16 protein-coding genes and 1 pseudogene are annotated in these 24,080 nt (G+C 70.1%); all 17 read right to left on the bottom strand.

Annotated elements, in window-relative coordinates:
* Position 1: 1 nt before the first annotated feature.
* On the bottom strand, positions 2-2,812 hold the full coding sequence (locus G4G31_RS16955) for a hypothetical protein (protein ID WP_182988639.1): 2,811 nt from the start codon (positions 2,810-2,812) through the stop codon (positions 2-4).
* A gap of 1,011 nt (positions 2,813-3,823) precedes the next feature.
* Positions 3,824-5,623, bottom strand: a complete 1,800-nt coding sequence (locus G4G31_RS16950) for a hypothetical protein (protein ID WP_182988638.1) — start codon at positions 5,621-5,623, stop codon at positions 3,824-3,826.
* A 65-nt stretch (positions 5,624-5,688) separates the two neighbouring features.
* Entirely contained in the window at positions 5,689-6,132 is a 444-nt protein-coding gene (locus G4G31_RS16945; RefSeq protein WP_182988637.1) for a hypothetical protein, read from the bottom strand.
* On the bottom strand, positions 6,087-6,698 hold the full coding sequence (locus tag G4G31_RS16940; protein ID WP_182988636.1) for a hypothetical protein: 612 nt from the start codon (positions 6,696-6,698) through the stop codon (positions 6,087-6,089). The genes G4G31_RS16945 and G4G31_RS16940 overlap by 46 nt, the downstream gene beginning before the upstream one ends.
* Complete coding sequence (locus G4G31_RS16935; RefSeq protein ID WP_182988635.1) at positions 6,695-7,471, bottom strand: hypothetical protein; 777 nt, start codon at positions 7,469-7,471, stop codon at positions 6,695-6,697. Before G4G31_RS16935 ends, G4G31_RS16940 begins: the two co-directional genes overlap by 4 nt.
* Positions 7,472-7,870: 399 nt before the next feature.
* Complete coding sequence (locus tag G4G31_RS16930; protein ID WP_182988634.1) at positions 7,871-9,001, bottom strand: hypothetical protein; 1,131 nt, start codon at positions 8,999-9,001, stop codon at positions 7,871-7,873.
* Positions 9,002-9,536: 535 nt separating this feature from the next.
* Positions 9,537-9,881 carry a hypothetical protein gene (locus G4G31_RS16925; protein WP_182988633.1) on the bottom strand — a complete coding sequence of 115 codons (345 nt, stop codon included), beginning with the start codon at positions 9,879-9,881 and terminating at the stop codon, positions 9,537-9,539.
* Positions 9,882-10,219: 338 nt separating this feature from the next.
* Complete coding sequence (locus G4G31_RS16920; RefSeq protein WP_182988632.1) at positions 10,220-10,624, bottom strand: hypothetical protein; 405 nt, start codon at positions 10,622-10,624, stop codon at positions 10,220-10,222.
* Between the two features lie 303 nt (positions 10,625-10,927).
* On the bottom strand, positions 10,928-12,724 hold the full coding sequence (locus G4G31_RS16915) for an RHS repeat-associated core domain-containing protein (RefSeq protein WP_182988631.1): 1,797 nt from the start codon (positions 12,722-12,724) through the stop codon (positions 10,928-10,930).
* Positions 12,725-12,815: 91 nt separating this feature from the next.
* Positions 12,816-14,414 (bottom strand): hypothetical protein, encoded by a 1,599-nt coding sequence (locus tag G4G31_RS16910; protein ID WP_182988630.1) that lies wholly within the window; start codon positions 14,412-14,414, stop codon positions 12,816-12,818.
* A gap of 161 nt (positions 14,415-14,575) precedes the next feature.
* Complete coding sequence (locus G4G31_RS16905; protein ID WP_182988629.1) at positions 14,576-14,890, bottom strand: hypothetical protein; 315 nt, start codon at positions 14,888-14,890, stop codon at positions 14,576-14,578.
* The gene (locus tag G4G31_RS16900; protein WP_182988628.1) at positions 14,877-16,424 is read right to left on the bottom strand and encodes a toxin TcdB middle/C-terminal domain-containing protein; all 1,548 of its coding nucleotides are present in this window, start codon (positions 16,422-16,424) and stop codon (positions 14,877-14,879) included. The genes G4G31_RS16905 and G4G31_RS16900 overlap by 14 nt, the downstream gene beginning before the upstream one ends.
* A gap of 280 nt (positions 16,425-16,704) precedes the next feature.
* A pseudogene (locus G4G31_RS27660) lies at positions 16,705-17,535 on the bottom strand (SpvB/TcaC N-terminal domain-containing protein); the annotation flags it as partial.
* Positions 17,513-18,364 (bottom strand): SpvB/TcaC N-terminal domain-containing protein, encoded by an 852-nt coding sequence (locus G4G31_RS27655; protein ID WP_182988627.1) that lies wholly within the window; start codon positions 18,362-18,364, stop codon positions 17,513-17,515. The gene G4G31_RS27655 and the pseudogene G4G31_RS27660, both read right to left, overlap by 23 nt.
* Positions 18,365-19,013: 649 nt before the next feature.
* Positions 19,014-20,591 (bottom strand): aldehyde dehydrogenase (NADP(+)), encoded by a 1,578-nt coding sequence (locus G4G31_RS16885; protein ID WP_182991818.1) that lies wholly within the window; start codon positions 20,589-20,591, stop codon positions 19,014-19,016.
* 93 nt (positions 20,592-20,684) lie between these two features.
* A complete protein-coding gene (gene kdgD / locus G4G31_RS16880) occupies positions 20,685-21,599 on the bottom strand; it encodes a 5-dehydro-4-deoxyglucarate dehydratase (protein ID WP_182988626.1) in 915 nt (304 codons plus the stop codon).
* A 607-nt stretch (positions 21,600-22,206) separates the two neighbouring features.
* Positions 22,207-24,048: a glycoside hydrolase family 28 protein gene (locus G4G31_RS16875; protein WP_182988625.1), complete on the bottom strand. Its 1,842-nt coding sequence runs from the start codon at positions 24,046-24,048 to the stop codon at positions 22,207-22,209.
* Between the last annotated feature and the right edge of the window lie 32 nt (positions 24,049-24,080).

Here is a 24,080-nt window from a genome sequence, read left to right as displayed (position 1 = left end):
CTCAGCAGGGCGTCCTGCAACCCTCCGGGCAGACATCCGCTGGGGCCAGGCACCGCTGCGGCGCCCCCGCTTCGTATGAACAGACCAGGTAAGCCTTGCGCACCGCGCTGACCGTCTCCGGAAACACGAATTCGCCGATCTGCCGAGCGCAGTCTTCCTCCAGGTAGGGGAATGGATAGTCCAGTACCCCGTGGAACAGGCAGGGCCAGTCGGCGCTGGCGACGCAGGTCAGCTGGTAGCGCTCGCAGCAGGTTTCGCCGTCGTCGCCGCAGGGCAGGTCGCGGTCGGGCACAAACTCGAGTTCGACGTTGCGTACGCCTTCCTCGCAGGTGCGCGCCTCGAACCAGATTTCCGGGCGGCGCATGCGCACCGGCCGTTGGCCCGGCAGATAGGGGAACATGCCGCGGTGCATGCGCAGCGCGAGCCGGCGCGCGCAAAGCTCGCGCCGGTCGGCCAGGAAGCCCGCCGTGAACCGGTGCCAGGCATCGGAAAAATCCCGGGCCCAGTCGAAATAGCGCAGGCCGCCGCCGGGCAGCATGTTCGAGGCGGCGGCCCAGCTGGCCTCCCGCAGGACGCTGCCGCCCTCCCAAGCGGTGTAGTCGAACTTGCAATCGACCTCGGTCACGGTATCGGTGTCGAAGGCATTGGTCTCGGCAGGCAGTTCGAAGCGCCAGAGACTGACCAAGCCGGCGTATTCGAAGGGCAGGTAGCGCTCGTCGCGGAAATTCAGTTCGAACAGGCCGGCATCGTTCTGTGCATGCGAGGTCGCGATGCTCTCGGTGGCACCGCAGCGCCGCACAATGCGCGGATCGTCCGGCTGCGCTTCGTAGCGACGGCCGGCGCAGCAGCCGCAAGTGCACTCGCGCGGGCAGCAATCCTCGATGTCGAGCAGCGTCGGCTCGACACGGGTGGCGCTGCCCAGCAGGGTAAGCTTGCAGTGCACCCCGGTATTCGGTCCGGCGACGCAAGGGATGGTCAAACTGACCGAGCGGATGCGGCGCATGTAATGGCCGGGGTATTCGCGGTCGAAGCGCCATTCGGGGATGGCGATCTCGCAGCGGCCGGTGGTCTTGAGCTCCAGGAAGGCCAGCGGGAAATCGACCCGCAGCGAGAGCCGGGTCGAGAGTTCCAGCGTGCGCCCGTTGCCGTCGTGATAGGCCTTTTCCATACCGCGCAGTGCGGTCGCAAGCCGCTCTCCCGCCAGCAGGCCTTCGTGCAAGCCGTCCCGGGTGTCGGCCGGCAGGAAGGTTCGCGTGTTGAATTCCCGTTCCAGGCGGTACGCGCGTTGCGCCTGCAGCGCCCAGCAGCGTGCGATGTCGTACATGCGTTGGTGCAGGGCGGCCGTTTCGCGCTGCAGGAACAGGTAAAGGGCGTGGTTGGTGAATTTGTCGCGCAGGAAGTCCTGGAGTTCGGCGGCCTGCTGCTTCTGCTGCACCAGGTTGTTCAGCTGGCGCAGGGCGCCGTCGCGAGTGCGCTCGAGCGCCAGGATCTGGCGCTCGAGCGCTTCGATTTCGACGTCCAGCACCGAGATCTGGAACAGCCAGTCGACTTCGCGCCGGTCCCAGCCGGACTCCGTCAGCGCCAGTCCCGACTGCGTGCCCTGGACATCGGCCACGGTCAGGAGGATGCGCGCCGCCGCCGCGAAGGCATGGGCAAGCTTGGTACCGATCGGCATCTGGAACACCGACACCGGCGTCGAGGCCACGCCTGCGACGCCGGTCGTCATGTCGGGAATCAGGTTCATCGCCTGGGATACGCCCTCGACCACATTGCCGGCCGTGCGCGTCGCCATGGCGGCCTGCGTCAGGAACTGGTAGCTCTGCTCGCGCGCGATCAGGCCTCCCGCGACGAGATCGGCATAGTACTGGCGCCGGGTCTGGGCCGCTTCCTTGCTCTTCATGAGCGCCTGCACCTGCCAGTCGGCCTGGCGGAACTCGGTGCGGCGCAGCTCCTCGGACAGGTTCAGCAACTGGCGTTCATGGCCCGCGCGCAGCGCCGCCGGGAATTCGGCATCGCCTTTCTCATAGGCGGCCAGCAGCGCCGCCCCGAAGCTGCGCACCTCGTTCGCCGTTTCCAGCGCCCGTCCCAGCAGGAACAGGAAACGGTAAGGCCCGGGCGGGCAGCAGCAGCCGTCGTCGTCGCAGTCTTCCACCGGCTCGCGCCAGCCGCGCCGCATCCCGGACTCGCCCCACCATGAACCGGCGGCAGGTGCGGGTGCGGCCAGGCGCGATTTGCCGAGGCAGTGGCGCAGCGCGGCCAGGTTGTCGTCGAGGCTGTCGTACAGTTCCATCAGCCGCGGGTTCAGCGGCGCCAGCCGCGCCACGAAGGCGGCCACGGTCGACGGTGCGGACGCGTCGTCGCCGCGGATGGTCACCGGCCGGGGGCCAAGATAGCGCGCCGCCGCGTCGAGGCGCAGCCGTGCCAGTGCATGAGCCTCGGCGCTGTCGCCGCACAGCGCGGCCCGCGCCGATTCGAGCAGGGTCTCGAGGTAGGCGAGCAGCACGCTGCGGCGGCGCGCTTCGGCAGCCGAGCCGACGCCGGTGTCGCAGCAGGCGTCGCCCGTTCCGCCCCTGCGCCCGAGACGGGCGGCCGTGTCGGCCGTGGCGCGGGTGGGGCCGCGTCCCGCCTGGGCCGCCCGGTCACGGCCGCGGCCGCGGGTCGGCGGCTGCTCGGGAGGGTCGTTCGGCGACGGCCTGAGCACGCGGCAAGTGGACCAGCGCAGGTCCTTGTCCTGAGGCGCGAAATAGCGCTCGTACCAGCCGAGCGCCGCGTCGGTGCGGCAATGCGTGCGCAGGGCACCGGCAACCGCCATCGCCGTCGAGTACAGCGAGGGGCTCCAGCGGCGCGCCCGGCATCGCATACAGAAAGAATGGATAGGCCGCCAGAGCGCCGGGGAAGGGGCCGGGCACGGATGTCGGGAATACCTCCGGCAGGACGGTGACGCTGTCGGGGACGATGTCGTAGCGGAAGCCCCGGGGCGAGGGGTCCGCGTAACCCGGCGGCGTCGGCCCGGCATTGGTGATGGCGAAGCGAAGCGAGTCGCCCTCGCGTCCCAGGAAGCTGAGTTCAGCCACCATGCCGCTGCCCGACACATGGGCTCCCTCGTCCGAGCAGCGCGGCACCTGGAACTCGCCATTGTGCACGCGGCACCAGGCCAGGCGCACCATCCGGCGCGTCGACCAGGCCAGCAGCGGCGGCAGCTTGTCGCGCCGGTGCCAGTCCGAGCGCATGTCGGGCGGCACCGCGCCCCAGTCCGCGTCCTGGTAGAGGGTCGGGTCCGACGGATTCAGGCCCGCCGGGTCGTAATAGGCGGAATCGACCAGCCAGAAATAGTATTCGTCCATCACCGGCGGGTGGATGCGTCCGCACTCGGCGCAGCAGGCGCCTGGCGCGGGTACGATCGGACTGAACGATGCGCTGGCCTGGGGCTCGGCGGCCGCGGCAATGCGCAGGAAGCGCGTCCCCAGCCGCACCGCCGCCTGCAGCCAGAGCGGTGGCTGCTCGGTGTTGCCTGCGGCAGGAAGCGCCGCGCCGGGACCCGTGCTGTCCGGCACGCCGTTCGTGTTTTTCGGTTTGCCCGGGCCGTTCGGATTGTTGGGGTCGTTGGGGTTTTCGTCGTCGCGCGGCGGCTGTGCGGCGGCGCCCAGCGGCGCCAGCCAGGCCGGACGCGCATGGCGCCCGGGCATGCCCATCAGGCCGAGGTTTTGCGGGTGCGGTCGCTGCGCCAGCGTCGACGGTTCGCGCGCCTGCAGCGTTGCCAGCGGCGCGTGCGCCGGCCAGTGCGGGCCGGGCCAGTGCAGCATGCCGCCGGGCACGGGTGCGCTCAGCGTATGGCGCCGCAGTTCCGATTCGAGGAAGCGGAAGGCCTCGGAACGGATGGCCTGCGCATGCTCGCTCCACTCGACATGGTTCTCGGCATACAGCTGGCGCCGGCGGCAGGCTTGCCAGAGGTGGAAGCTGGCGAAGCGCGCGTCCCAGGCGGCGGTGAAGGCGGCAACCGGCGGCAGGGTAGGCTCTTCGCGCAGGCGCGCGCGTTCCACGAGGCTTGCAGCGCCCCAGTCAACTCCTCGACGCGGCTGGCGCGCTGGCAGATCCCCGCTTCGGTATCGAGCAGCAGCAAGGCGGACAGGTCGCGCGGCACGCGTGCATGGGTGCCCGGCGCGAAGGGCAGCGCCACCCGGTCCATGCCGCACAGGTAGGCCAGGAGCGCGGTCCGCGCCCGCTCACGCAGTTCGTTGTTGAGGCGTTCGAGGTCGAGATAGCGGCGCGGTTCGCCACGTTCGATCATGCCATCGCGGTAGAAGCGCGTCAGCCCGGCATTGGCTGCGGCCAGTGCCGCTCCGTCGTCGCCGGCCCAGGCGGCCGGTTGCGCCAGCCCCAGGTCGCGCGGCACGAAGTGACGCAGCAGCTGGCGCACCCATTGCGCCGCGTGCCAGAGCCGCAGCGCCCAGCGCTCGTCGGCCAGGCGCGGCCAATCGATCGCGACGCCTTCGTGGAAGGCCAGCAGCAGCGGCGCGTGATCGAGGTCGATGCCGAGGTCGATCAGCAGCGGCGCCACGTCGGCCGGCTGCTGGTTGGCCGCTTCCACGAAGCTCAGCCAGGCCTGGCGGCCAGCGCCGCGCAGCACCGCGCGCCGCATCACGGTGTAGTCATGCAGGCGCTCGAACCAGTCGAACAGGGCCTGGCGGCGTGAAACCGAGGGTGTCGCGCGCGCGTCGAGCGGGGCCGGCGGCTGGCGCTCCGGGTCGCCGTTGTAGGCGTCGCCCACCGGCAGCAGGTTGAGGTCGAACCAGGCCCGGTGCGAGCTGTAGGGAGTGCCCGCCACGTAGGTGGTGCCGGCGAACAGCGCCGGCGCCGACAGCAGGTAGCCCGTTTCGGAGACGGCCGCGCGCGGTCCCAGCGTTGCCGACAGGCGCAGCCGGTGGCACAGCAGCAGCGCCTTGAAGGCGCGCTGGTAGGTGCGGCGGATGTCGCGCAGGCTGCCGGGATACTGGTTGGCAAAGTAGGCGCGCGCGGCCGGCGCCAGTGCCGCGCGGCTGTCGAGGGGCGCCATGACGACGTCGCGATACAGGCGTTCCTGCGGCAGCGCGGCGATGCGGTCGCCGGTGTCGGGACCGCTGTACTTGACGGTAAAACCGGTGGCAGCGCGCCCGAGCTCGAGCGGCTCGTCGAATTCGGGCGTCTCCTCGTGGAAGTCGATGTCGATGAAATAGGCGCCGCGCCGCAGGTGCAGCGGGCCCGATGCGCGGTCCGGCGCGTTTTCGCCGTCCCAGCGGCGGTTCAGCAGTAGCCAGGTCTTCTGGCCGCGGCGCAGGTTGATGCGCCAGCGGGCGTGGTCGCAGGCTTCGTCCCCGGGCGCCTCGCAGTCGGGCCTGGGGGCGCCGGCGAAGAAGGTGTAGCTGCCGCCATGCTCGACGATCAGCACGCCGCTCCAGCGTACCTGGAAGCCTTCCGCGCCGCCCGGGGCCAGCCCGTCGGACTCGCGGATCGCCAGCCCGTTGCGCACGATCGCGAAGCGCGGCGTGGCCGGGGCCGGCGCCAGGTCGAGACGTGGGATCACGGTCGGCAAGGGCGCGTTCCAGCGGTCGCGCGCCGGGCCGAAGGCGCTCAGCGGGCCGCGCATCTCCTGCCATGCGGCACCGCTGTCGCTGCTGAACTGCCCGGGCAGGCCGGTGCCCGCCAGCGCCGTCAGCGCCGCGCAGGCGCCGCCGCCAGGTACGGTCCAGGCATGGGTGGTGGGGGCTGGCCGTCGTCCGCTTCCCGGGGGCCGAGCGCCGCGTTCTCGTCGCCAAGCAGGTTGCGCAGGACCAGGGCGGCCAGGCCATCGTCGACCGGCTGGCCGTCGCTGGCAAAGGCGACGTGGCCGGCCAGGTGGCCCGCGACGGCACGCGTCCGCGCCGCGAATCGGGCATAGCTGCGCTGGAAGTAGCGCCAGCGGGCGCGCTCGTCGGCTTCCTCGATCAGCGCGCGCTCGGCCTCGTGCAGGTCGGGAAAGAGGAAGGAAAAGCGCGCCAGCTCGGCGCGCGGGCTGAAGTACAGCTGCTGCACGGCCAGCCGTTCCGCCGCCGTCAGCTGCTCGATCGCGTTCAGCTTGGCCAGCACCGCCTCGTCGGGCAGCGGCAGGCTCGCCACCAGCTCCTCGGCGGCGGCATCGTACTGGAACGGGCCTGCCGGGGCTGATTCCACATGTTCGGGACCGTGCCGCTCAGGGGCGTACGGTACTGGCGCGCGCGTGGCGTGGCGGCAAAGCCCAGTTCTTCCATCATGCGCGGGAAGAAATGGTGGCCCAGCACGCGCAGGGGATCGTTGCCGGATGCGGGCGCGTAGCCGTAGTCGGTGCGCATCGCGCTTTCGATCGCATGCCAGCCGATCGCCTGCGCCTGCTCCTCGGCGAGCGGTTCCAGCAGCCGCGCGCGCAAATGCCACAAGTCGAAGGGGTGGCCCTCCTCGGGGTAGTCGAACGGCTGGTCGAGCGCTTCGTTGCGGTCCTGGGCAAAAAAGGGATCGTCGCCGTTCAGGTGCTGGTCGCTCGTGAACAGGTAGAGCAGCTCGCCGGTCGTGAAGGCCGAGGCGTAGATCTTGGCCAGGATTTCCGCGAAGCGCAGGGTGCTGGTCGGCTGCGCGTGCCATGGCGTGCTGGCCGGGTCGAATCCCGCCAGTTGCGACAGCGCGTCGAGATTGGCGCGCAGGATCTTCATGAATTCCGGCGGCCGGTGGCGCGGCTGGCTGCCCGGGCGCCGCCCCGGGGCGTGCTCGCGTTCGGCACGGTCTTCGATCCGCGCCAGCAGGTGGTCGACCGCCCAGCCGAAGGACGCGTGCCCGGGGCCGGCCAGAGGCCGAGCAGGCGCGTACGGTCGGCAGCGCTTGCCCCGTCCGGCGCGGTGTCATCCACGCCGAGCGCGAGCGACCAGTCGTCGCGCAGGATCTGGAAGGCGGCCAGCTGGGCGATGAAGCCCGGATTCGGCTTGCCGCCGGCCGTCAGGCCCAGCACCGCGCAGATGTCGCTCAGTTCGGCGAAACCATAGCCGGCGCCGGGCAGGCAATGCAGGCTGCGCCACAGGCGGATGAACACCGCCAGCCGCGCGAGCGCGTCGTCGACCGAGGAGGCCTCCGGAAAGTGCAGGACATAGTCGTCGGCGCAGCACGGCGGGCAATGAGGGAACCCGTGCGCGTCCGCATGCTCGTCCGGATGGGTATTGCCGTCCTGGCGGGACGCCCCGTTTTCGAAAAGGACATGGCCTGAACGCCAGAGGGCCAGGAAGTCGCAGTAGGCGAGGCCGGTACGGCGCAGGAATTCGGGCAGCACGACCGCCACGCTGCGCCAGTCGAGGCGGCCCGCCATCTCGGCCGGGAAACCGTAGAGTTCGCGCAGGCGAGCCGCGGACAGCGGTGCCGCGTACAGCGTGTCGTACTGCGCACGGGACAGGCACAGGTACCCAGGGCCAACTCGAAGCGCAACGGGTAGCGCCACAGGTGCGCCTGGAAGTCCGCCGCCTCCTGGCCGGCGTCGATGGCAAAGGCGGTGATCTTTTCGCGGAAGGCGCGCATGGTGGCGTAGCGCCGCACCCCATCGCGCGCAGGTAGGAACGCGATACGTCCAGCGCCTGCGAATAGGGCAGCGCGGGCGCCGAGAAGTCCGCGCCCAGCGCCGTGTAGGCGTCCGGCGCCCGCACCGGCGTGGCCGGGCTGGAATGGGCCGGCAGGGCCGCGTACAGGCGTTCCGGAGTGTGCTCGCCGGCTCCGGGAACGGCACCCTGCTGGCCCAGCGCATGGCCGCCGAGGCTGGCGCCGTCGGTGTCGAGCACGATGCCGCCCGTCGCGGCGGCGCCGCCGGCGGCCAGGTGTTCCAGGTTCTCGTTGACGATGTCGATCAGCGGCAGGGCGATGTGCACGTTGGCCGCCGTGGCAAGCAGGCTGCCGATGTCGCCGCGCCGGCCGGCGACCAGCGCCGCCAGCGATTCGCCGCTCGCGGCCGGTTCCTCGCAGGTGGCGCCGATCCCGGTCGCCAGCAGTTCCTGCAGATAGCGCACCGGCCCCGCGGCGACAGATGCCAGGGCGGGATGCAGTTGACGAGGGCGCCGTCCGGGTTGATCGGCATGAAGGGCCCGCCCGCAAGGGCCTCGGGGAGGGCAGCCGAGCCGCCCGCCGCGGCCATGATGGCGGCGGCATGCGGATAGGCGGCGGTGCCGGTCAGGGCATGGGCGAATTCCTCGTCGCTCAGCGCGCGGATCGCGTCGCGCGAGGTGAAGCCGCGCGCATACAGGGCCTCCATCAGGGAGAACTGGAGCGGCGCGGCGCCGATGCCGGCGGTCGCGCCGACCAGGTCGTCGAGGGTGTGCAGCACGCCCAGCAGCCAGGCGCGGGCCTCGGGATCGTCGGGGAACACGCCGAGCAGCGCGGCCTCGATGGCGGGGTCCAGCCAGTCGCCGACCGGAAAGCCGAAACCGGGTGCCAGCGCCATGAAGGCGTTGATCGGGTCGTTGTCGGCGATCGCGATGGCCGGCGGCCCCGGCACCGCGCCCGGGGCCGGTACCGGCGGCGCCGACAGCACTTCGAAGAACTTGCGTACGCGGCGGACAAAGGCGTCCACTCTTTCCTCGGGTGTCCCGGGGCGGGTGAATTCGGGCAGCAGGGCAGCGTTTGCGGGCAGGAAGAAATGCCGCCAGTCCTGCACCGTGAGCAGTTTCAGCGCCGCCGTGCCGGTGACGGGGATCGCCTTGATGGCCGCGATCAGGGCCGCGGACGACGGCGTCAGTGCCGTTTGCTGGATGAGCGCTGCCAGCACCAGGTCGAAGTGGCCGGGTGCCGCGGGGAAGGGCGCCTGTTGCCAGAAGTCGTCGATCGAAGCCGGCATGTACGCCAGCCAGGCGGTGACGAGCGCCATGGTCTCGGCGTCGAGCACGCACAGCGTCGCGTGGGTGGCGCGGCCGCGGTCCGATCGCGCCGAGGCGCCGCGCCGCGTTCTCGGGCGTGATCGCGGCGGCGGCGATGGTGCCGGCATCGATGGCCGCCCTGATCGCGGTCGCCAGCTGGCGTTCGTCGCCGCCGGTCGCCATGTGGTAACGGTCCTCGTGGGCGACGCTGGTCGCCAGCATCAGCGCCAGCGCGTAGAAGCAGGAGGCGGGCACGGTAAAACTCAGCACGAAGGGCGGCGTGCTTTGCAGGACAGTCTCGGCATGGCGCAAGGTGGGGCCGGCGACCGGGGCTGGCCCGGTCTCGACCGGAAAGCCGAGGCCGACCCGGCCGGGCGCTGCGCTTTGCTGCTCCGCCCACACGGCGGCCGAGGCCGCCGCATACACGTACTGCGCCAGGCGCTGCGCATCGGCGTCCAGCAGGGCGTTGTATCCGAGCAGGTTGGCCTCGTACTGCTTGCGGTCCATGTCGGCCCGGTCGATCTCGGTGGCGCTCCAGCCCTCGGGGGGTCGGCGGGCGGGTGTACATGTCTTCCAGCCGGCGCCCGGCGGGGCGGCCCGGTGGCGCCGCCACGGCCCGGTTCCAGATGATCTCGCGCGCCACGTGGCGCGCCTGCTGCACGCTCAGCGGGCTGCGGTTGGCCAGGCTGGCGCCGCCGCCCGGATCCTGCGCCAGTACGGCGTCGATGGCGTCGCGCAGCGGCATGAAGCGCGGGGCGCTGCCGTCGTCCGGCAGGAGGTCGAGCGCGGACGGGGTGCCCGGGCGGCCAGCGCCACCAGCAGGCCGGGCGGGTCGACCGCCATGTAGACGGTCGGGTCGGCCACCAGCGGGCCGTCGGGCAGCGTCAGCACATTGAACTCGAGCCGGTGCTCGCCCATCAGGGTGGCACCCTGGCGGACCTCGAGACGCAGGTCGGCACTGCCGAATTCGGCGCCCGCCGGCGTCAGCGCGATGATCGCCGTCGCCACCGCTTCGAGCCGGATGTCGTAGACCGGCGCGGCCGGCGGCGGTGCGATCAGGTAGGGGCGTAAAGTGCTGGACGATGCGCTGCGTGGCCGGCGTGAATGCCGGACCGCTGGCCCCGGGGCCGCTGTCAGGTATCCATGCGCCGCTGGCCTCGCCGACCAGGGTGCCGGCCTCCGGACTGCCGAAGGACAGGTCGAAGGCCCGGATCGACAGGTTGGTCAGGTAGCTGCTGAAATCCGCGCCGCTCGTCGGCTGGCTCGGGGTGAGGCGGGCAACGATTACTTGTGGCATGGCGCTTTCCTCTCGTTTCGAACGCTGGTGCCGCCGGTGGGCGGCGTGGTCAGTGGCAGGTCATGCCGAGATAATCGAGTTCTTCCGGGCTGTTGCCCATGGTTTGCGTGCCCCAGTCGTCGGCCCAGGATGCGTTGCGCGGCTCGCCGTGCAGCGGCACCGTGGTATCGCCGCCATGGTGTCCCTGGATATGGTCCATGTGGTCGGTCAGCACGCCCAGGTCGGCGCGGCGCGCGAATTCCGGGTATTCCGACGCGCTGTACAGGTGGCTGAATTCGAAGTCGCGCGGCAGCCGTCCCGATTCCTCGAAATGCACGACCGCCTCGGCGCCGTGTTCGGACTCGAGGCGTTCCAGCGTGTAGATGTCGGCCTGGGTCATGTTTCCGCTGATGCGCCGTTCCCACAGGCCGGCGATGGCATCGGCCCGGGCCGCGCGCCGGTCACCGGCCAGCAACTGCGAGCGCGGTCGGGTGGCGCCGCCGCTGAAGCTGGCGCCACCCCGCTGCTGCTGGTCCCGCCGCTGCTGCCGCCCGGTTCCGCCGGCGCCCCGCCGGAGCTGGACGGTTCTCCCGGCCCGCCGGAACCCTCCGCGCTGCTGCTACTGCTGCTGCCGCTGCCGCTGCCGCTCTCGCTGCTGGAAGCGCCGCCCCCCGGCCAAGCTTGGTGGCCGCCATCGCCAGCGGCGTGACCAGCTGGGACGGACGGGCGAGCTCGGCCAGCCGCGTCGCCTCGGCGGCGCGCGCCGCTTCCATCGTCATCACCGCGCCGGAAGAGCCACGCGCCGGGCATAGCCCATGCGCGGTCCGCCGCTGACCGGCGCCGGGCTGACGAAGCCCAGCCCGATGTCGACTCCGGTGCCGATGGCGCGGGCCGTGTCGCGCTCCGCGCCGGCCGCGCGCGCGACAACGGTAACGCTTTCCTCGACCACGCTGCGCTCCTCGCGGCCGGTGATCATCTGGCGGAAGCCCGCCTCCATGTCGGACACGCCGTGCACCACCGCGATGCCGCCAACCACCTGGGCGGCGACCGGGACCTCGATCTGGACGAACACGGCGGCGCCGACCAGCGCCTGCGCCGCGCCGCCCAGCGCCCGCACGCCACCCCACAGGCGGTTCGCGAAGGTCGCTTCGCGGCCGTCCGGATCGACCAGCGTCGCCGGATTGCAACGGCAGTACACGTAGGGGTCGGCGGACAATTTGGGGTCGCAACTGGTCCATCGTCCGAGCCAGGGCGCGTAATAGCGGGCACCGAAATACGACAGGCCGGTCTCCTCGTCATGCTCCTTGCCGGTGAAGCGATAGCGGCTGGCGGTCTCGGTTGCGCTGCGCACCGCGCGGCAGGTGGATTGCCCGTAAGGGGCGTATTCCTCGCAGGAGACGATGTCGGCATCCTCGTCGAGCTCGAGGCTCACCGAACCGAGGTGGTCGCCCAGCTGGTAGCGCATCGCCTGGCGCGGCGCGCGGTCGGCGTGTGCCGTGTCGCGGGTGCGGGTCTCGATCAGGGCAATGCGGCGGGTGTCGTCCAGCAGGTGCAGCGTCGCGCGTTCGAACACGGCGCCGTCGGGAGCGACGGGGCCGGCGTGGCGGCGCAGCAGTTCGAATCCGTCGAGGTAGATTCGCTCCTCGGTGCAGCCGGGCGCCTTTTCCCACACCTTGCGGACCCGCTCGCCGGCGGCGTCGTAGACATACCAGGCCTCGCCCCCGCCACCCAGCCCGGCGCGCGTCATGCGGTCGCGGTAGTCCCAGTCGAGGTTGGTGCCCGCATGGGCACCGCCCAGCTGGGGAAGATCGATGGCATTGCCGTGTGCATCGTAGCGGTAGCGCGCCGCGTCCGTGTCCCCGCCGTCTCCGTTCCAGGTACGGCTGAGGCGGTTGCCCGTGATCCGGCTGCCGGCGCTGTCGTCGAAGGTCCCGGGCTCCTCATAGTGGTAATGCCGCGTCCAGCCGCGGTGGCGCGCCGAGCCGCCGCGATGGCGCAGCTCGAGGAAATTGCCGACTTCATCGTACAGGTAATCCTCGGTGTAGGCGCCCATGGCGGCGCCGTCGTCGGCCTGGTCGAGCAGCACGCGCAGGCTGTCGCCGGGCCGGCCGGGTCCTGCCCCCGCGTCCTGCTGGCCCAGGTGCTCGCGCCCGCCGGCCCTGACCAGGCGGTACAGCGCGTCGTAGACGTAGTCGGTACCCGGTGCCACGCGCGCATTGCGGAAGCAGCTGGCCCGGCGCGTGGCGTCGCGCACCGCGATCAGGTTCCCCACCGGGTCGTAGCTGTAGCGCAGGTCCTGGAGCGTGGCGCCGCGCGCGGCCCGGCCCGGTGCGCGCCGGGTCGTCATGCGCGCCAGGCGGAAGGTGAGCGGGTCGTAGTGGTAGCGGGTGGTGCTGGCGTTGCGGTAATCGATGCGCAGACGCTGGCCCTTGGCGTTGTAGGCGATGTGCGCGATGCCGGCGGCGCAAGGCCCGTCGCGCGCGGGATCGATTGGTGCATCCGGCTCGTCAGGGCGTTCGAGCCAGACCTCGAGCCGCGCCAGCAGGTTGGCCTCGTTGAACACGGGCTGGATCACGTCGCGCCGGGTTCCCGGCCGGCTGCTGTGTGGCGCAACGAATTGGGTCGGCCGGTTCAGGGCGTCGTAGCGGGTGCTGCTTTCGAAGGATTCATCCTCCAGCGCCGGCGCCGCATGCCAGTCCGGGATAGCCTTGTAGTCGGCCAGCAGGCGCCGCGTCCTGCGCAGCAGGTTGCCCTTGAAGTCGTAGGCCTGCCAGGGCCGGCCCCTCGGCGTCCAGCCCGGCGTTCGTGGCCACCCCGGCCGTGTCCATGTGGCGGTAGATGCGGGTGCGCAGGTTCAGCTTCCCGGCGTCGGCCAGGCCTTCGCCGTACTCGATGCGGTCGACCACGAGCTCCCGCCCGCGCGTGCGCGGATCGGCGCCAGGGCCTTCGCCGCGTACACTCTGGAGCAGCGGCCGGCGCAGCGCATCGTAGCCCGTGGTAACGACGTGTCCGCGGCTGTCCCAGGCGCGCATCGGCAGTCCGCCGCAATCGGGCAGGATCCAGCGGGTGCCGGCGTCGATGCCGGTGCTGCGGACGCGGTTGCCCATCAGGTCGTAGGCGAAGCGCATGGCGGTGCGCCCGGGAACTGCAAGCGCCTGGCCGCTGGGGTCGCGCAGGCCAGCTGGCGGCCGAGGAGGTCGAGTTCGATCCGGGTGGAAGGTCTCGGTGCGGCCATCGGCCGGGTGGCCCGGACACACGACCCGGTTGCGGGTAAGGGTAAGGAAGGTCCTCCCGAGCGGGTCGAGGCAGGTGGCGGTCGGGGTGCCGGCGTGGGCGGCGGCGCGGGCCGCTGCCAGGCGCTCGCGCTCTCCCTGCCTGCCGTCGCTGCGCTGGGCGTACCAGCTTTCCCAGCTGCCGGGCAGGGTAGCGAAATAGGGTGCGACCTGGGTTGCGATGTCCGGGTCGCGGCGGGGGTCGAGCAGGCAGCTGTCGTTGGCGTCGAACGAGACCTGTTCCCAGGCGCGGTAGACGATCTTCTCGTAGCTGTCGTTCGGCTGCAGGGTGGCGACCACGCGCCCGAGCGGGTCGTAGAATAGCACCGGACTGACGCCGGCGCGGGTACCGGGCTCGTAGCGTGGACCGGCGCTGAAAAAGGGCTCGAACTGGCGCACCGGCTTGCCCTTGTTGTTGAAGACGATCCAGCCGCTGGCGACCCAGCGCCGCCCCGGCTGCTCCTGCGTGCGGGCGCCGAATCCAGCGCCGGACTCGGCCTCGCGCTTTTTCTGGATCTCGCGTCCAAAACCGTCGAAGTAGCTGAAGCTGAGCTGGATCGGGGGCTCTCCCTTGAGCTCCGGCCCGGCCACGTGCACTTCGCGCGCGAGCGCCGCGCTGCAGGGCGGCTGCCATTGCGCAGGGTCGTGCGGATGGGCGGCGCGGGTGCGCTGGAAACGGTCCAGGTCATGGACGATGCGCGTGCTCGCCCCAGCGAGCAGCAGCGCCGCCGCCGCGTGCGGCTGTTCAGAGCCGAACAGGGCGTCCAGCGCGTCCCGCGGCGGATCGGTGACGAAGCCGTCCAGCGTGTCGCCTTCAACCGGCGCCGGGGCGGCTTTACCCATCACCGCCGTGCCGACCACCTGTCCGAGAATGTCGAACGCAACTTCGCTGCGGTTGCCGTTGGGATCGCGGATGCGGCGCGCCTGCAGTACACGGTAGTCGACCGCTTCGACGACCGTCTCGTTCCCCAGCGGATCGCGGCTGCGCATCATCAGGAGGTCGTAGGCGTCGTGGTCGACGAGCGCATCATGGCCGAAGGGATTGCGGTAGCGCCGTGGCAGGTAGAAGTGGGCGCGCGCCTGCGCGAGTTCGGCGGCGCTGCCGTCGCCGCCGTCGCCGTGCGCGTCCGGGCTGTAAAAGCTTCGGCCCGAGGCTACCCACCAGTCGGTGTCGCGGTCGTCGCGGGGAACAGGCCCGCGGCCTTGAGCGGCGCGCTTCGCACGTAGCCTCCTTCGTCGGCGAGCGCCTCCACGTTGCCGGGCAGGAGGGAAGGGCTTGCACCGTCCGCGCCGGGGCGTGCATAGACCCGATCGAGCAATGTGGCCGTGAAGGCCAGCCGGTACTGTTCGCCGGGCAGGGCGAGCGCGCCGCTCGTTCCCAGCGGCGCCAGGCCCGCGAGGTCGTCGCGCCGATACAGCGTGCGCGCCTGGGCGGTAAGGCGGCGCCAGGCGCCGTCAGGCGGCGGCATGGAGCTTGCCGCGCCGGGCATGTCGGGTTCGAGCTCGCGCGGCGGGCACTGGCGCAGAACGCTTCCCCGGCGCCGCTTCCACCAGGTCGCAAGCCCGGTAGCGTCCGGCCGGCCCTGTCGGCCGCAAGCCGCCGAGCTGGTAGCTGCGCGTCTCGCAGGGCATCGGGTGGCGATAGGCATGCGGTTCGTCGATCGCGTTGGTGACACGATTCTCGCTGTAGGCAAGCAGATCGGTCGTCTGGACTGCCTGGTCGGCCGGGTGCAGGGCGGCCAGCGCCGGGTTCGGGCGCAGGCCTGGCTTGCCGCCCGCATCCGGGCCGCGCACGAGGGTGCGCCGGCCATAGGCGATTGCGGCTTCCTTCAGCACGTTGCCGTGGTCGTCGACCTCGAGCGTCAGGACGTGCTCGATGCGCGGGTCGTGGGCCTCGCATTCGTACTGGTAACTGATCGATTCGTGCGCGTGGGTCAGGAACACGGCATGCCGGTTGGCGCCGCGCGGCTGCAGCAGGCGTACCGTGAAATTGCGCTCGGCGACGCTGTAGGGAACGGGAGCCGGCAGCGCGTCGCATGCCGCTTCGGCGGCCTCGCCGTAGACTTCCTGGCGCAGCATCGTGCCCTTCAGCGCGCGGCCCGCTTCGCGTTCCTCGTCCCACGACAAGCCGGACGGCAGCACCGTATCCGGCAGCAGCAGTGCGCGCGCCTCGGCATCGCCAAGGCCGGGCTCGCGAAAGTATTCGCCCCGGCCGGCGCATGGACCCAGTCCGGCGAAGCGATCGGTGAGGGCGCCGCCGGCCAGATGGATGCCGGTGTGGTACCAGGTCCTGGTATGCACGGCCGGCACGGTGTAGGCGCGGTCGGCGTTCGCCGCGCCGCTGCCGGCATCATCGACAGCCGCACCCTCATCGGCCGTGGCATAGCGTTCGCTGTCCCATTGTTCGACCATTCCGAAACCGCGGAACTCGCGCTCCTCGCTGTCGTAATGGCCGTGGTGGTAGGCGTAGCGGCTCACGAAGCGGGTGCGGCTGACATGGTCGATGGTCTCGACGCGCGCCAGCACGTGCACCGGGAAGGGCAGCGGCGTCAGCCAGGGGCGGTCGTCGTGCCTGTCCTGCAGGTAGAAACGGGTCGAGGGCGCGTACTCGAGCCGCATCTCGCTGCCCAGGTTGTTGCGCCAGCCGGTCAGGAGGTGCGGTTTGATGCCGCCGGTCAGGTCGACGTAGCGCAGCGGCCTGCCGGTCGCGCCGGGCAGGGGCGAGGACCAGGCCAGGCAGACGGTACCGTTGCCGAGCAGGTCGACCGGAACCACCGAGGCCGGATCGTCCAGGCCGGGAAACGCGGGCAGCTGGCGCGGGCAGCTCCGGGCGTTGCCCGAATCGTTAAAATAGAGGCGCACACCTTTCCGGTGCAGGTAGATGATGTCGGTGGTGCCGCTGCCGTCGATATCGGCCAGGCGCAGCCGCGCCCGGGCTGAAGGCGCCGGGCTCGTCGAAGCTTGGCGCGCCCGCCATGGCGATGCGTGCGCCGAAGCGGCCATGGCCCAGGTTGGGCCAGTAGCTGATGTCGCCATTGCCGACCCGGACGATGTCCGCCAGGCCGTCGCCCGACATGTCGGCGAGGTAGATCGTGGCCGCCGTGCCGGAGAGCAGCAGGCGTGGCCCCGCTTCCTCGTCGGCCGCCTGCGCCACCCGGCGTGGCGCGCTGAAGCCGTCGTCGGCAAGCCGGGCATGCCAGACGAGGCTGTCGGCCTCGCCCGCGAGGAGATCGGTGCGGCCGTCGCCGTCAAGGTCGACGAAGCGCATGCCCTCCGCACGGGCGCCGCGCACGGCACGCGGAAAGGGACGGAAGGGCAGCCAACCCTCGGCTTCGTCGTGGCGGTACATGCCCGGCGCCGGATCGTCCAGCAGCACCACGTCGGGGCGTCCGTTGCCGTCGACGTCGACCAGAGCGGCGCCCGCCGCCAGTCTGGCGTTCGGCTTGCGGGGCACGGATTCGGGCGGCCCGAAAAGCGGCCTGCCCTCCAGGGCACTGCGATTGCGTTTGTAATACCGGGCGTCGCCCTGTTCCGTCAGGATGCCGGCGCTGCCTTCGCCGTGCAGGTCGACCCAGCGCCAGGTGGCGCCGTCGACACCCACGGGAAGCGTGTCGCGCTCCGGCGCCGCGACCTCCTCGACCCGCTCGCCGATGCGCGCCCCGGCGTAGCTGAATTCGACCGGGGGCAGGGCGCGCCGCCGGTAGCCACCCGGCGTGCGCCGGTACGCCGCGTGGCGCACGGCGCGGAGGAAGGAGTAATGGGGCGTGGTACCGTCGGTGACGGCGCCGGGCGCCTCGAAGTCGAAATCGGTCGAGCGCACCAGGCAGGCGTGTCCGACGCCTTCTTCTTGCGCGAAATGGTGGAACATCAGGACCCGCCGGCAGAGGCGCGTGGTGCGCACCTCGAAACCGGCGCGGTAGCTCGAAAACGCATCGGGGCGTGCCGGCCAGGGCCGTGCTTCCTGAGGCGCCGGCGCCGACTCATCATGTTCTCCGTAGTCCAGCACTACTTCGAACATCCAGTCGTCAGCGCCGCAGGAGGCCGCGGCAAAGGCGCCGGCGGTGCCGCGGTCGGCCAGCAGCGGGCGCCGGTTACCGTAGAGGATGCGCTTCAGGTAGCGGTTGGTGGCGCGCAGCGGGCTGTCCGCAGGGCCCCGGTTGCGTTCCCCGGGGCGCGCACAGGTCGATTCCCGCGCCGTCGTCGCGCTTGTAGACGTAGCGCATGGCGTTGCCGCGGTCGTCGCGGGTTTCGCAGATCAGCCAGCTGAACACCTGCCCGGGCGCCGCCGGGTCGGCGATGCGCGCATCCGGATCGAGCCCGTACACGGTGAGCAGGTTGTCCGCGCTCCAGACGCGCCAGTGGATATCGCCGTCGGTGTCCCGGGTCCAGCGCTCGATGCGGGCAAAGACGCTGTCGACCCGCGGACGGTAGCGGTGCAGCGTATAGCCCGGCACGCTGGCGCGGTCTTCATGGCGCCGGCCATCCGCGGCCAGCACCGGCACCAGGTCTTCGGCGCCGGAGAGGATGAAAACGTCCGGCTCGTAATCGGCCTGCGCATCGTACCCGGCCCCGGGCCCGCACCCGGACCAGGCTGCGTCGAGATAGCGCGGCACGCCCTTGCTGGTCTTGCGCGTGATGTTGGGTAGCCCGAGCTGCCAGCCGAAGCCGGTCGGACCGTTGCCGTTGCCGGAATCGTAGTGCAGCGCCAGTTGCGGACCGAAGCCCGAACGTCCCGGACTGGTCGTGATGGGGATCGTCATCGATCCGCTACCGGTGGCGGAGTTGGCCTCGAATTTTTCGCCGATGCCGCGAATCGCGCCGCCACCCTTGGGCAGCGCGAGCGAGGGCGCCGCCCCTTGCGCTCCTGCCGATCCCTGACCCTGCACCTGTGCACCAGCCGGTGCGCTTGCCCCGCTGTTCGGCGCCTGCCGCTCTTGCCACATTCCCGCCTCCCGCTGCATGTCCCGGTGCACGGTTCATCGGCGCGCCGCTATGCGCGTGCGCGTGGGTCGTCAACAAGGTTTTCAGGATGCGCGCTTGTACCGCATGTCGGCGTGAAGCGGGGCGGCGCAGGAAGCGCGGCGACGGCGGCGCCGCGCATGGCAGCGAAGTGCGCGAGGCCGGATAGTGAACGAGGCGGTGACGCGGCCCGGACGGCCCGTCAGGACCCCGCGCGACAGGAAGCGCCGAAACGGTCCGGCGGCGCCGGTAGCGGGGCATTGCGAAGCGGTAGCATCCATGGCGGCCTAGACGGGAACCAGATTGCAGAAAATACGCCGGCATGCCGCCACCTTCTCGGGAGCGATTGGAGGCGCATCACACTGTACCTGGCATAACTCTATACCGCCGGCGTGACAAATAGTAAAAGAAACGTAAATACTGCAAGCTTGTTGCGGCGGCGCGTCAGCCGTCAGTGCGCTCCACCCGGAGGGGTATGCACAGGGCATAGGGGGCGCGTGCCCGAGCCACATACCCCCTCAGAATGGACGTCGGCACGCGGGCCGGCCGCCGGGCGCCGGTGCCGCGGTGTTCACCATGAATAGCCGCGGCCATGATCGAACGCCCGATGTACGCATCGGGCGCCCTTCGACATCAGCCCCGGACCAGCTCGCCGTCCTTGATGCGGTGCAGGTTCAAGGGATTCGCGTCCTGCAGCGCTTCCGGCAGCAGCCAGCCCGGCAGGTCCTGGTAGCTGACCGGACGCAGGAAGCGGTCGATGGCGCTGGCGCCCACGGACGTGGTGCGGCTGTCCGAGGTGGCCGGGAAGGGACCTCCGTGCACCATCGCGTGCGAGACTTCGACGCCGGTCGGGTAGCCGTTGACCAGGATGCGGCCGGCCTTGCGTTCCAGGATGGGCAGCAGGGCGCGCGCGGCATCGCGGTCGCTCTCGTTCAGGAAGATGGTTGCCGTCAGCTGGCCGTCCAGGTGTTCGGCCACCTGCTTGAACTGCGCCAGGCTGGCGCAGCGCACGATCAGCGAGGACGAACCGAAGATTTCGTCTTCCAGCGCCGGGTTGGCGAGGAAGTTGGCGGCATCGGTTTCGAACAGGGCCGCCTGGCCGGCACAGACGGTGGTGCCGCATTGGCCGCGGGCGACCAGGCTGACACCAGGCTCCCTGCCGAGCTTTTCAACGCCGTTGTTGAAGGCCGAGTGGATGCCGGGAGTGAGCATGGTGCTGCCGACCTTGCCCTCCAGGGCGGTGCTGGCGGCGTCGCGGAAGGTATCGAGTTCAGGGCCTTCGAGGGCTACCACCAGGCCCGGATTGGTGCAGAACTGGCCGGAACCGAGCACCAGCGAATCGATGAAGCCGGTGCCGATCTGGACGGCGCGTTCCGTCATTGCACCCGGCAGCAGGAACAGCGGATTGATGCTGCTCATTTCGGCATAGACGGGAATCGGCTCGGGACGTGCCTGGGCCGTGCGCACCAGTGCCAGGCCGCCCTGGCGCGAACCGGTGAAGCCGACCGCCTTGATGGCCGGATGGGCCACCGGGGCCTGGCCAATCGTGCGGCCGTCGCCATGCAGCATCGAGAACACGCCTTCCGGCAGGCCGGCGGCCTTCACCGCGGCTTGCACGGCCTTGCCGACCAGTTCCGAGGTGCCGGGATGGGCACCGTGGGCTTTCACCACGACCGGGCAGCCGGCAGCGAGCGCGGATGCCGTATCGCCGCCGGCCACCGAGAAGGCCAGCGGGAAGTTGCTGGCCCCGAAAACGGCGACGGGGCCCAGGCCGATCTTGCGCAAGCGGATGTCGGGACGCGGCGGGGTGCGTTGCGGCAGCGCCGAATCGAGGGCGGTCGTCAGGAAGCGGCCGTCGCGCACGACTTTCGCGAACAGGCGCAGCTGGTTCACGGTGCGGCCACGCTCGCCTTCGAGGCGGGCCTGGGGCAGGCCGGATTCCTGCATGGCGCGTTCGATCAGCAGTGGGCCGATGCCTTCGATGTTTTGTGCGATCAGTTCGAGGAAAGCGGCGCGCGACGCCAGGGAGGTATTGCGGTAAGTGTCGAAGGCTTCGTTGGCCAGGGTGCAGGCGCGCTCGACGTCTTCCACGGTGCCGGTGCCGAAGCCGGGCTCGAACTGTTCGCCGGTGGCCGGGTTGACTGCGCGGAAGGAGGGCGCGGTGCCGCTCAGGGCGCTGGCGCCGATCAGCTGTTCGCCATTGATGGTGATGGTCAAGATGTTCTCCTCTTCGAATACAAAAAAGGCGCGCCGGGCTTTGCCAGCCGAGGCGCGCCGTTGTCAATCAATGTGTGGGGGCCGAGCTTACTGGGGGCCGAGCTTGGCCATCAGGGCAGCCAGCTGCTCGACTTCCTGCGGTGCCAGGTCGACCAGCGGCGCGCGCACCGGGCCTGCCGGGTAGCCGGCAATCGAGGCCCCGGCCTTGACGATACTGACCGCATAGCCGGCCTTCTTGTTACGGATGTCCAGGTAAGGCAGGAAGAAGTCGTCGATCAGGCGTGCTTGCGTTGCGTGGTCGTCGGTACGGACGGCTTCGTAGAATTCGATCGCGGTCTTCGGGATGAAGTTGAACACGGCCGACGAGTAAACCGGCACGCCCAGCGCCTTGTAGGCTGCGGCGTAGACTTCCGCGGTCGGCAGGCCGCCGAGGTAGGTGAAGCGGTCGCCCAGCTTGCGGCGGATGGTGACCATCGATTCGATCTCGCCGATGCCGTCCTTGAAACCGATCAGGTTGGGGCAGCGGTCAGCCAGTTTCAGGAGCGAATCGGCATTGAGCTTGCAGCGGTCGCGGTTGTAGACGACGACGCCGAACTTCACCGAGGCGCAGACGGCGGCCACGTGCTCGATCAGGCCGTCCTGGCTCGCTTCGGTCAGGTAGTGCGGCATCAGGAGGATACCGTGGGCGCCCAGGCGCTCGGCTTCCTGTGCGTACTTGATGGCCATCCGGGTCGGGCCGCCGGCGCCGGCCAGGATCGGCACCTTGCCGCGGCAGGTTTCCACTGCCACCTTCACCACTTGCGTGTAGTCCTCGGGCGTCAGCGAGAAAAACTCGCCCGTGCCGCCGGCCACGAACAGGGCGGTGGCGCCGTAGGGTGCCAGCCATTCAAGGCGCTGGGCATAGGTGTCCGCCTTGAAGTCGCCCTGGGCGTCGAAGTCGGTGATCGGGAAGGACAGCAGGCCGGAGGAGAGGATGGTCTTGACGTCTTGTGGAGTGAACATGGTCGGTACCTTCAGGTTGGGATGTGGATGAGGCCGTCTCCTGCCTCAGTCTGTACTGCAGTTATCAGTCATCGTACAACCTAAGGCCGGGCTTGGCAAGCGGTCCGACCAGTTTTTTGAGACTGCTTCGTAGGGTGGGCGCCCTGTGCCCACGGGGTATAGCACGGACGAGTGTCGAAACTTCGGCGTGAACGCGGCCGTTGCAGTTCGGCTTGCGGCAGCATTTCGACTCGAAACTGTTCTATACCGCGCGGGCACGGAGTGCCCACCCTGCGAAACCCACACGCCGCAGGCGCATCTACGCCGACAGGGTCGTGTTGACGACCTTGCCGCCGATCGTCACGTTCGTGAGCTTCACTTAAGGCCGAGCTTGGCAAGCGGTCTGACCAATTTTGTGAAACGGTGAGCGCAGCGGATCAATCAGCGAGCCGCGCTCTGTAGGGTGGGCACTCCGTGCCCACGCGGTATGGAACAGTTGCACATCGAAACGCGCCCACAAGTCCAACATGCAAGGGCCGCGTTCATGGTCAAATTTCGACACTCGCCCGTGCTATATCGCGCGGGCACGGAGTGCCCACCTTGCGAAACCCACACGCCGCAGGCGCATCTACGCCGACAGGGTCGTGTTGACGACCTTGCCGCCGATCGTCACGTTCGTGAGCTTCACATTGCGCACGTTGTACACGAACCATGGCTGGGCCACGTTCACGGGATTGCCGAAATCGCAGTCCGTGATCGTCACGTCGCGGATCGGCAGGATCTCGGCGCCGGCTGGTCCGTTGTAGTCGTAGGCGACCGGCCCCAGCAACAGCAGGGCCTGGTAGCACGAGAAGCTGCCATCCTTCGTCTTCACGTTACCGACCCTCACGCCCGAGATATGGACGTTCTCGACGATCGGCGGGCGCGTGCGCACGTTGTCGGCGGTGGGCGCGTAGTCGCAGTCGATGGTGACGACGGCGCCGGCGGACGAGCCCACGGAGCGGTTCGGAATCGGCGAGCCGGGCAGGGGCGTGTAGACCTGGGGCTTGAGCGCGACGCCATTCGGCATGGTCACGTTGCGCACGTAGAAGTGGCGCAGGAAACCGCCGCGGTTCATGTTGGTCTTCATGCGGATCGCGGTGTTGAGCGAGTCGGTGGCCCAATGCGCATTGCGGAACTCGATGTCCTGGGCGTACACGTGCTCGATCCCGCCCGACATCTCGCTGCCCAGGGTCACGCCGCCGTGGCCGCTGTTCATGATGCACCCCTGGATCACCACGTTCCGGGTCGGTCCGAACTGGGTATCGCGGTTCTTGCCGGCCTTGATGGCGATGCAGTCGTCGCCGCTGTTGAAGGTGCAGCCTTCCACCAGCACGGTGTCGCAGGCTTCCGGGTCGAAGCCGTCGCTGTTCGGTCCCATGCTGTCCATGTGCACGCCGCGGATCGCCAGCCGGGTGCAGTGCACCGGGTGGTGCTGCCAGAACGGCGACCCGTTCAACTGGTAGCCCTGCAGCAGGACATCCGTACAGCCGATGAATTCGACCATGCAGGGGCGCAGGTAGTGGCCGCGGCCGAACACGCGCTTCGCGACCGGCACGCCCGCCTCCGACAGCGTCGGCAGGAAGGCTTCGTCGGTGCGCCACTTGTCGTCCTTGCCCTCCATGAGCGCTATCTGGGCGGCGGTGAGGCCTGGTGCGATCGCCGTTACCGAAGCCGGGTTGCGTTGGTTGACGACGTTCTGCGCTTCCTGCTGGCGCGGGCCGGGCTTGCGCTTGCCCTTCCAGTCCCACCAGCAGTCGCCGTTCGCCTGCGGCACGCCGCCCTGGCCGTCGAGGATGCTGGTCCAGTCTTCGCCGGTGAGGGCGATATTCGTCTGGCCGTAGGCATAGACCAGCGGCGAATAGTTCAGGCAATCGTTGCTCTGCCAGCGCGAGATGGTCAGCTTGCCGTTGGCGCCGCAGTCGTACTCGCCATACCTGGCGAAGTCGTCGGGGTCGGTGCTGAAGTAGACATGCGCGCCCCTGGCCAGGTGGACGTTGACGTGGGATTTGAGCACGATCGGGCCCTTGACCAGCCAGTTGCCGGCCGGAATCACCACGCGTCCGCCACCGGCCTGGCTGCAGGCCGCGATCGCCGCGGCAATCGCGCCATAGCAGTCGGGCGCATCGGGCACCGGGGTACTGACCTGGCCGGGCTCGTGGTGCGCCACATAGCCTTCCACCATCCGCGTCTTGCAGGGCTTCGCGCCGAATGCCGTGATGTCGAAGTCCTGCTGGCGAAAAGCGAGCGGCTTCCTGAACCTGTCGACGATGGTTTGCGCGCGCGCCCCAGGGATCGCCCGCAGGGGCAGGACCCGCGCTTGCCGCGCCGCCCCTGGCCAGCGCGCAGCCGCCCGGGACAGGCCCGCGGCGGACACCGAGGCGGCGCGCAGCAGCGAACGGCGCTGCGCATTGGTGTGCTTGACTTGCATGTTGTCTCCGTTACGTTGTTGCTCGCACTGGC

Origin of the sequence: Massilia sp. Se16.2.3 (assembly GCF_014171595.1) — a bacterium.
GTDB lineage: Bacteria > Pseudomonadota > Gammaproteobacteria > Burkholderiales > Burkholderiaceae_D > Telluria.
The sequence above is the reverse complement of the archived record's forward strand: the minus strand, read 5'-3'. Positions and strand labels throughout refer to the sequence as shown.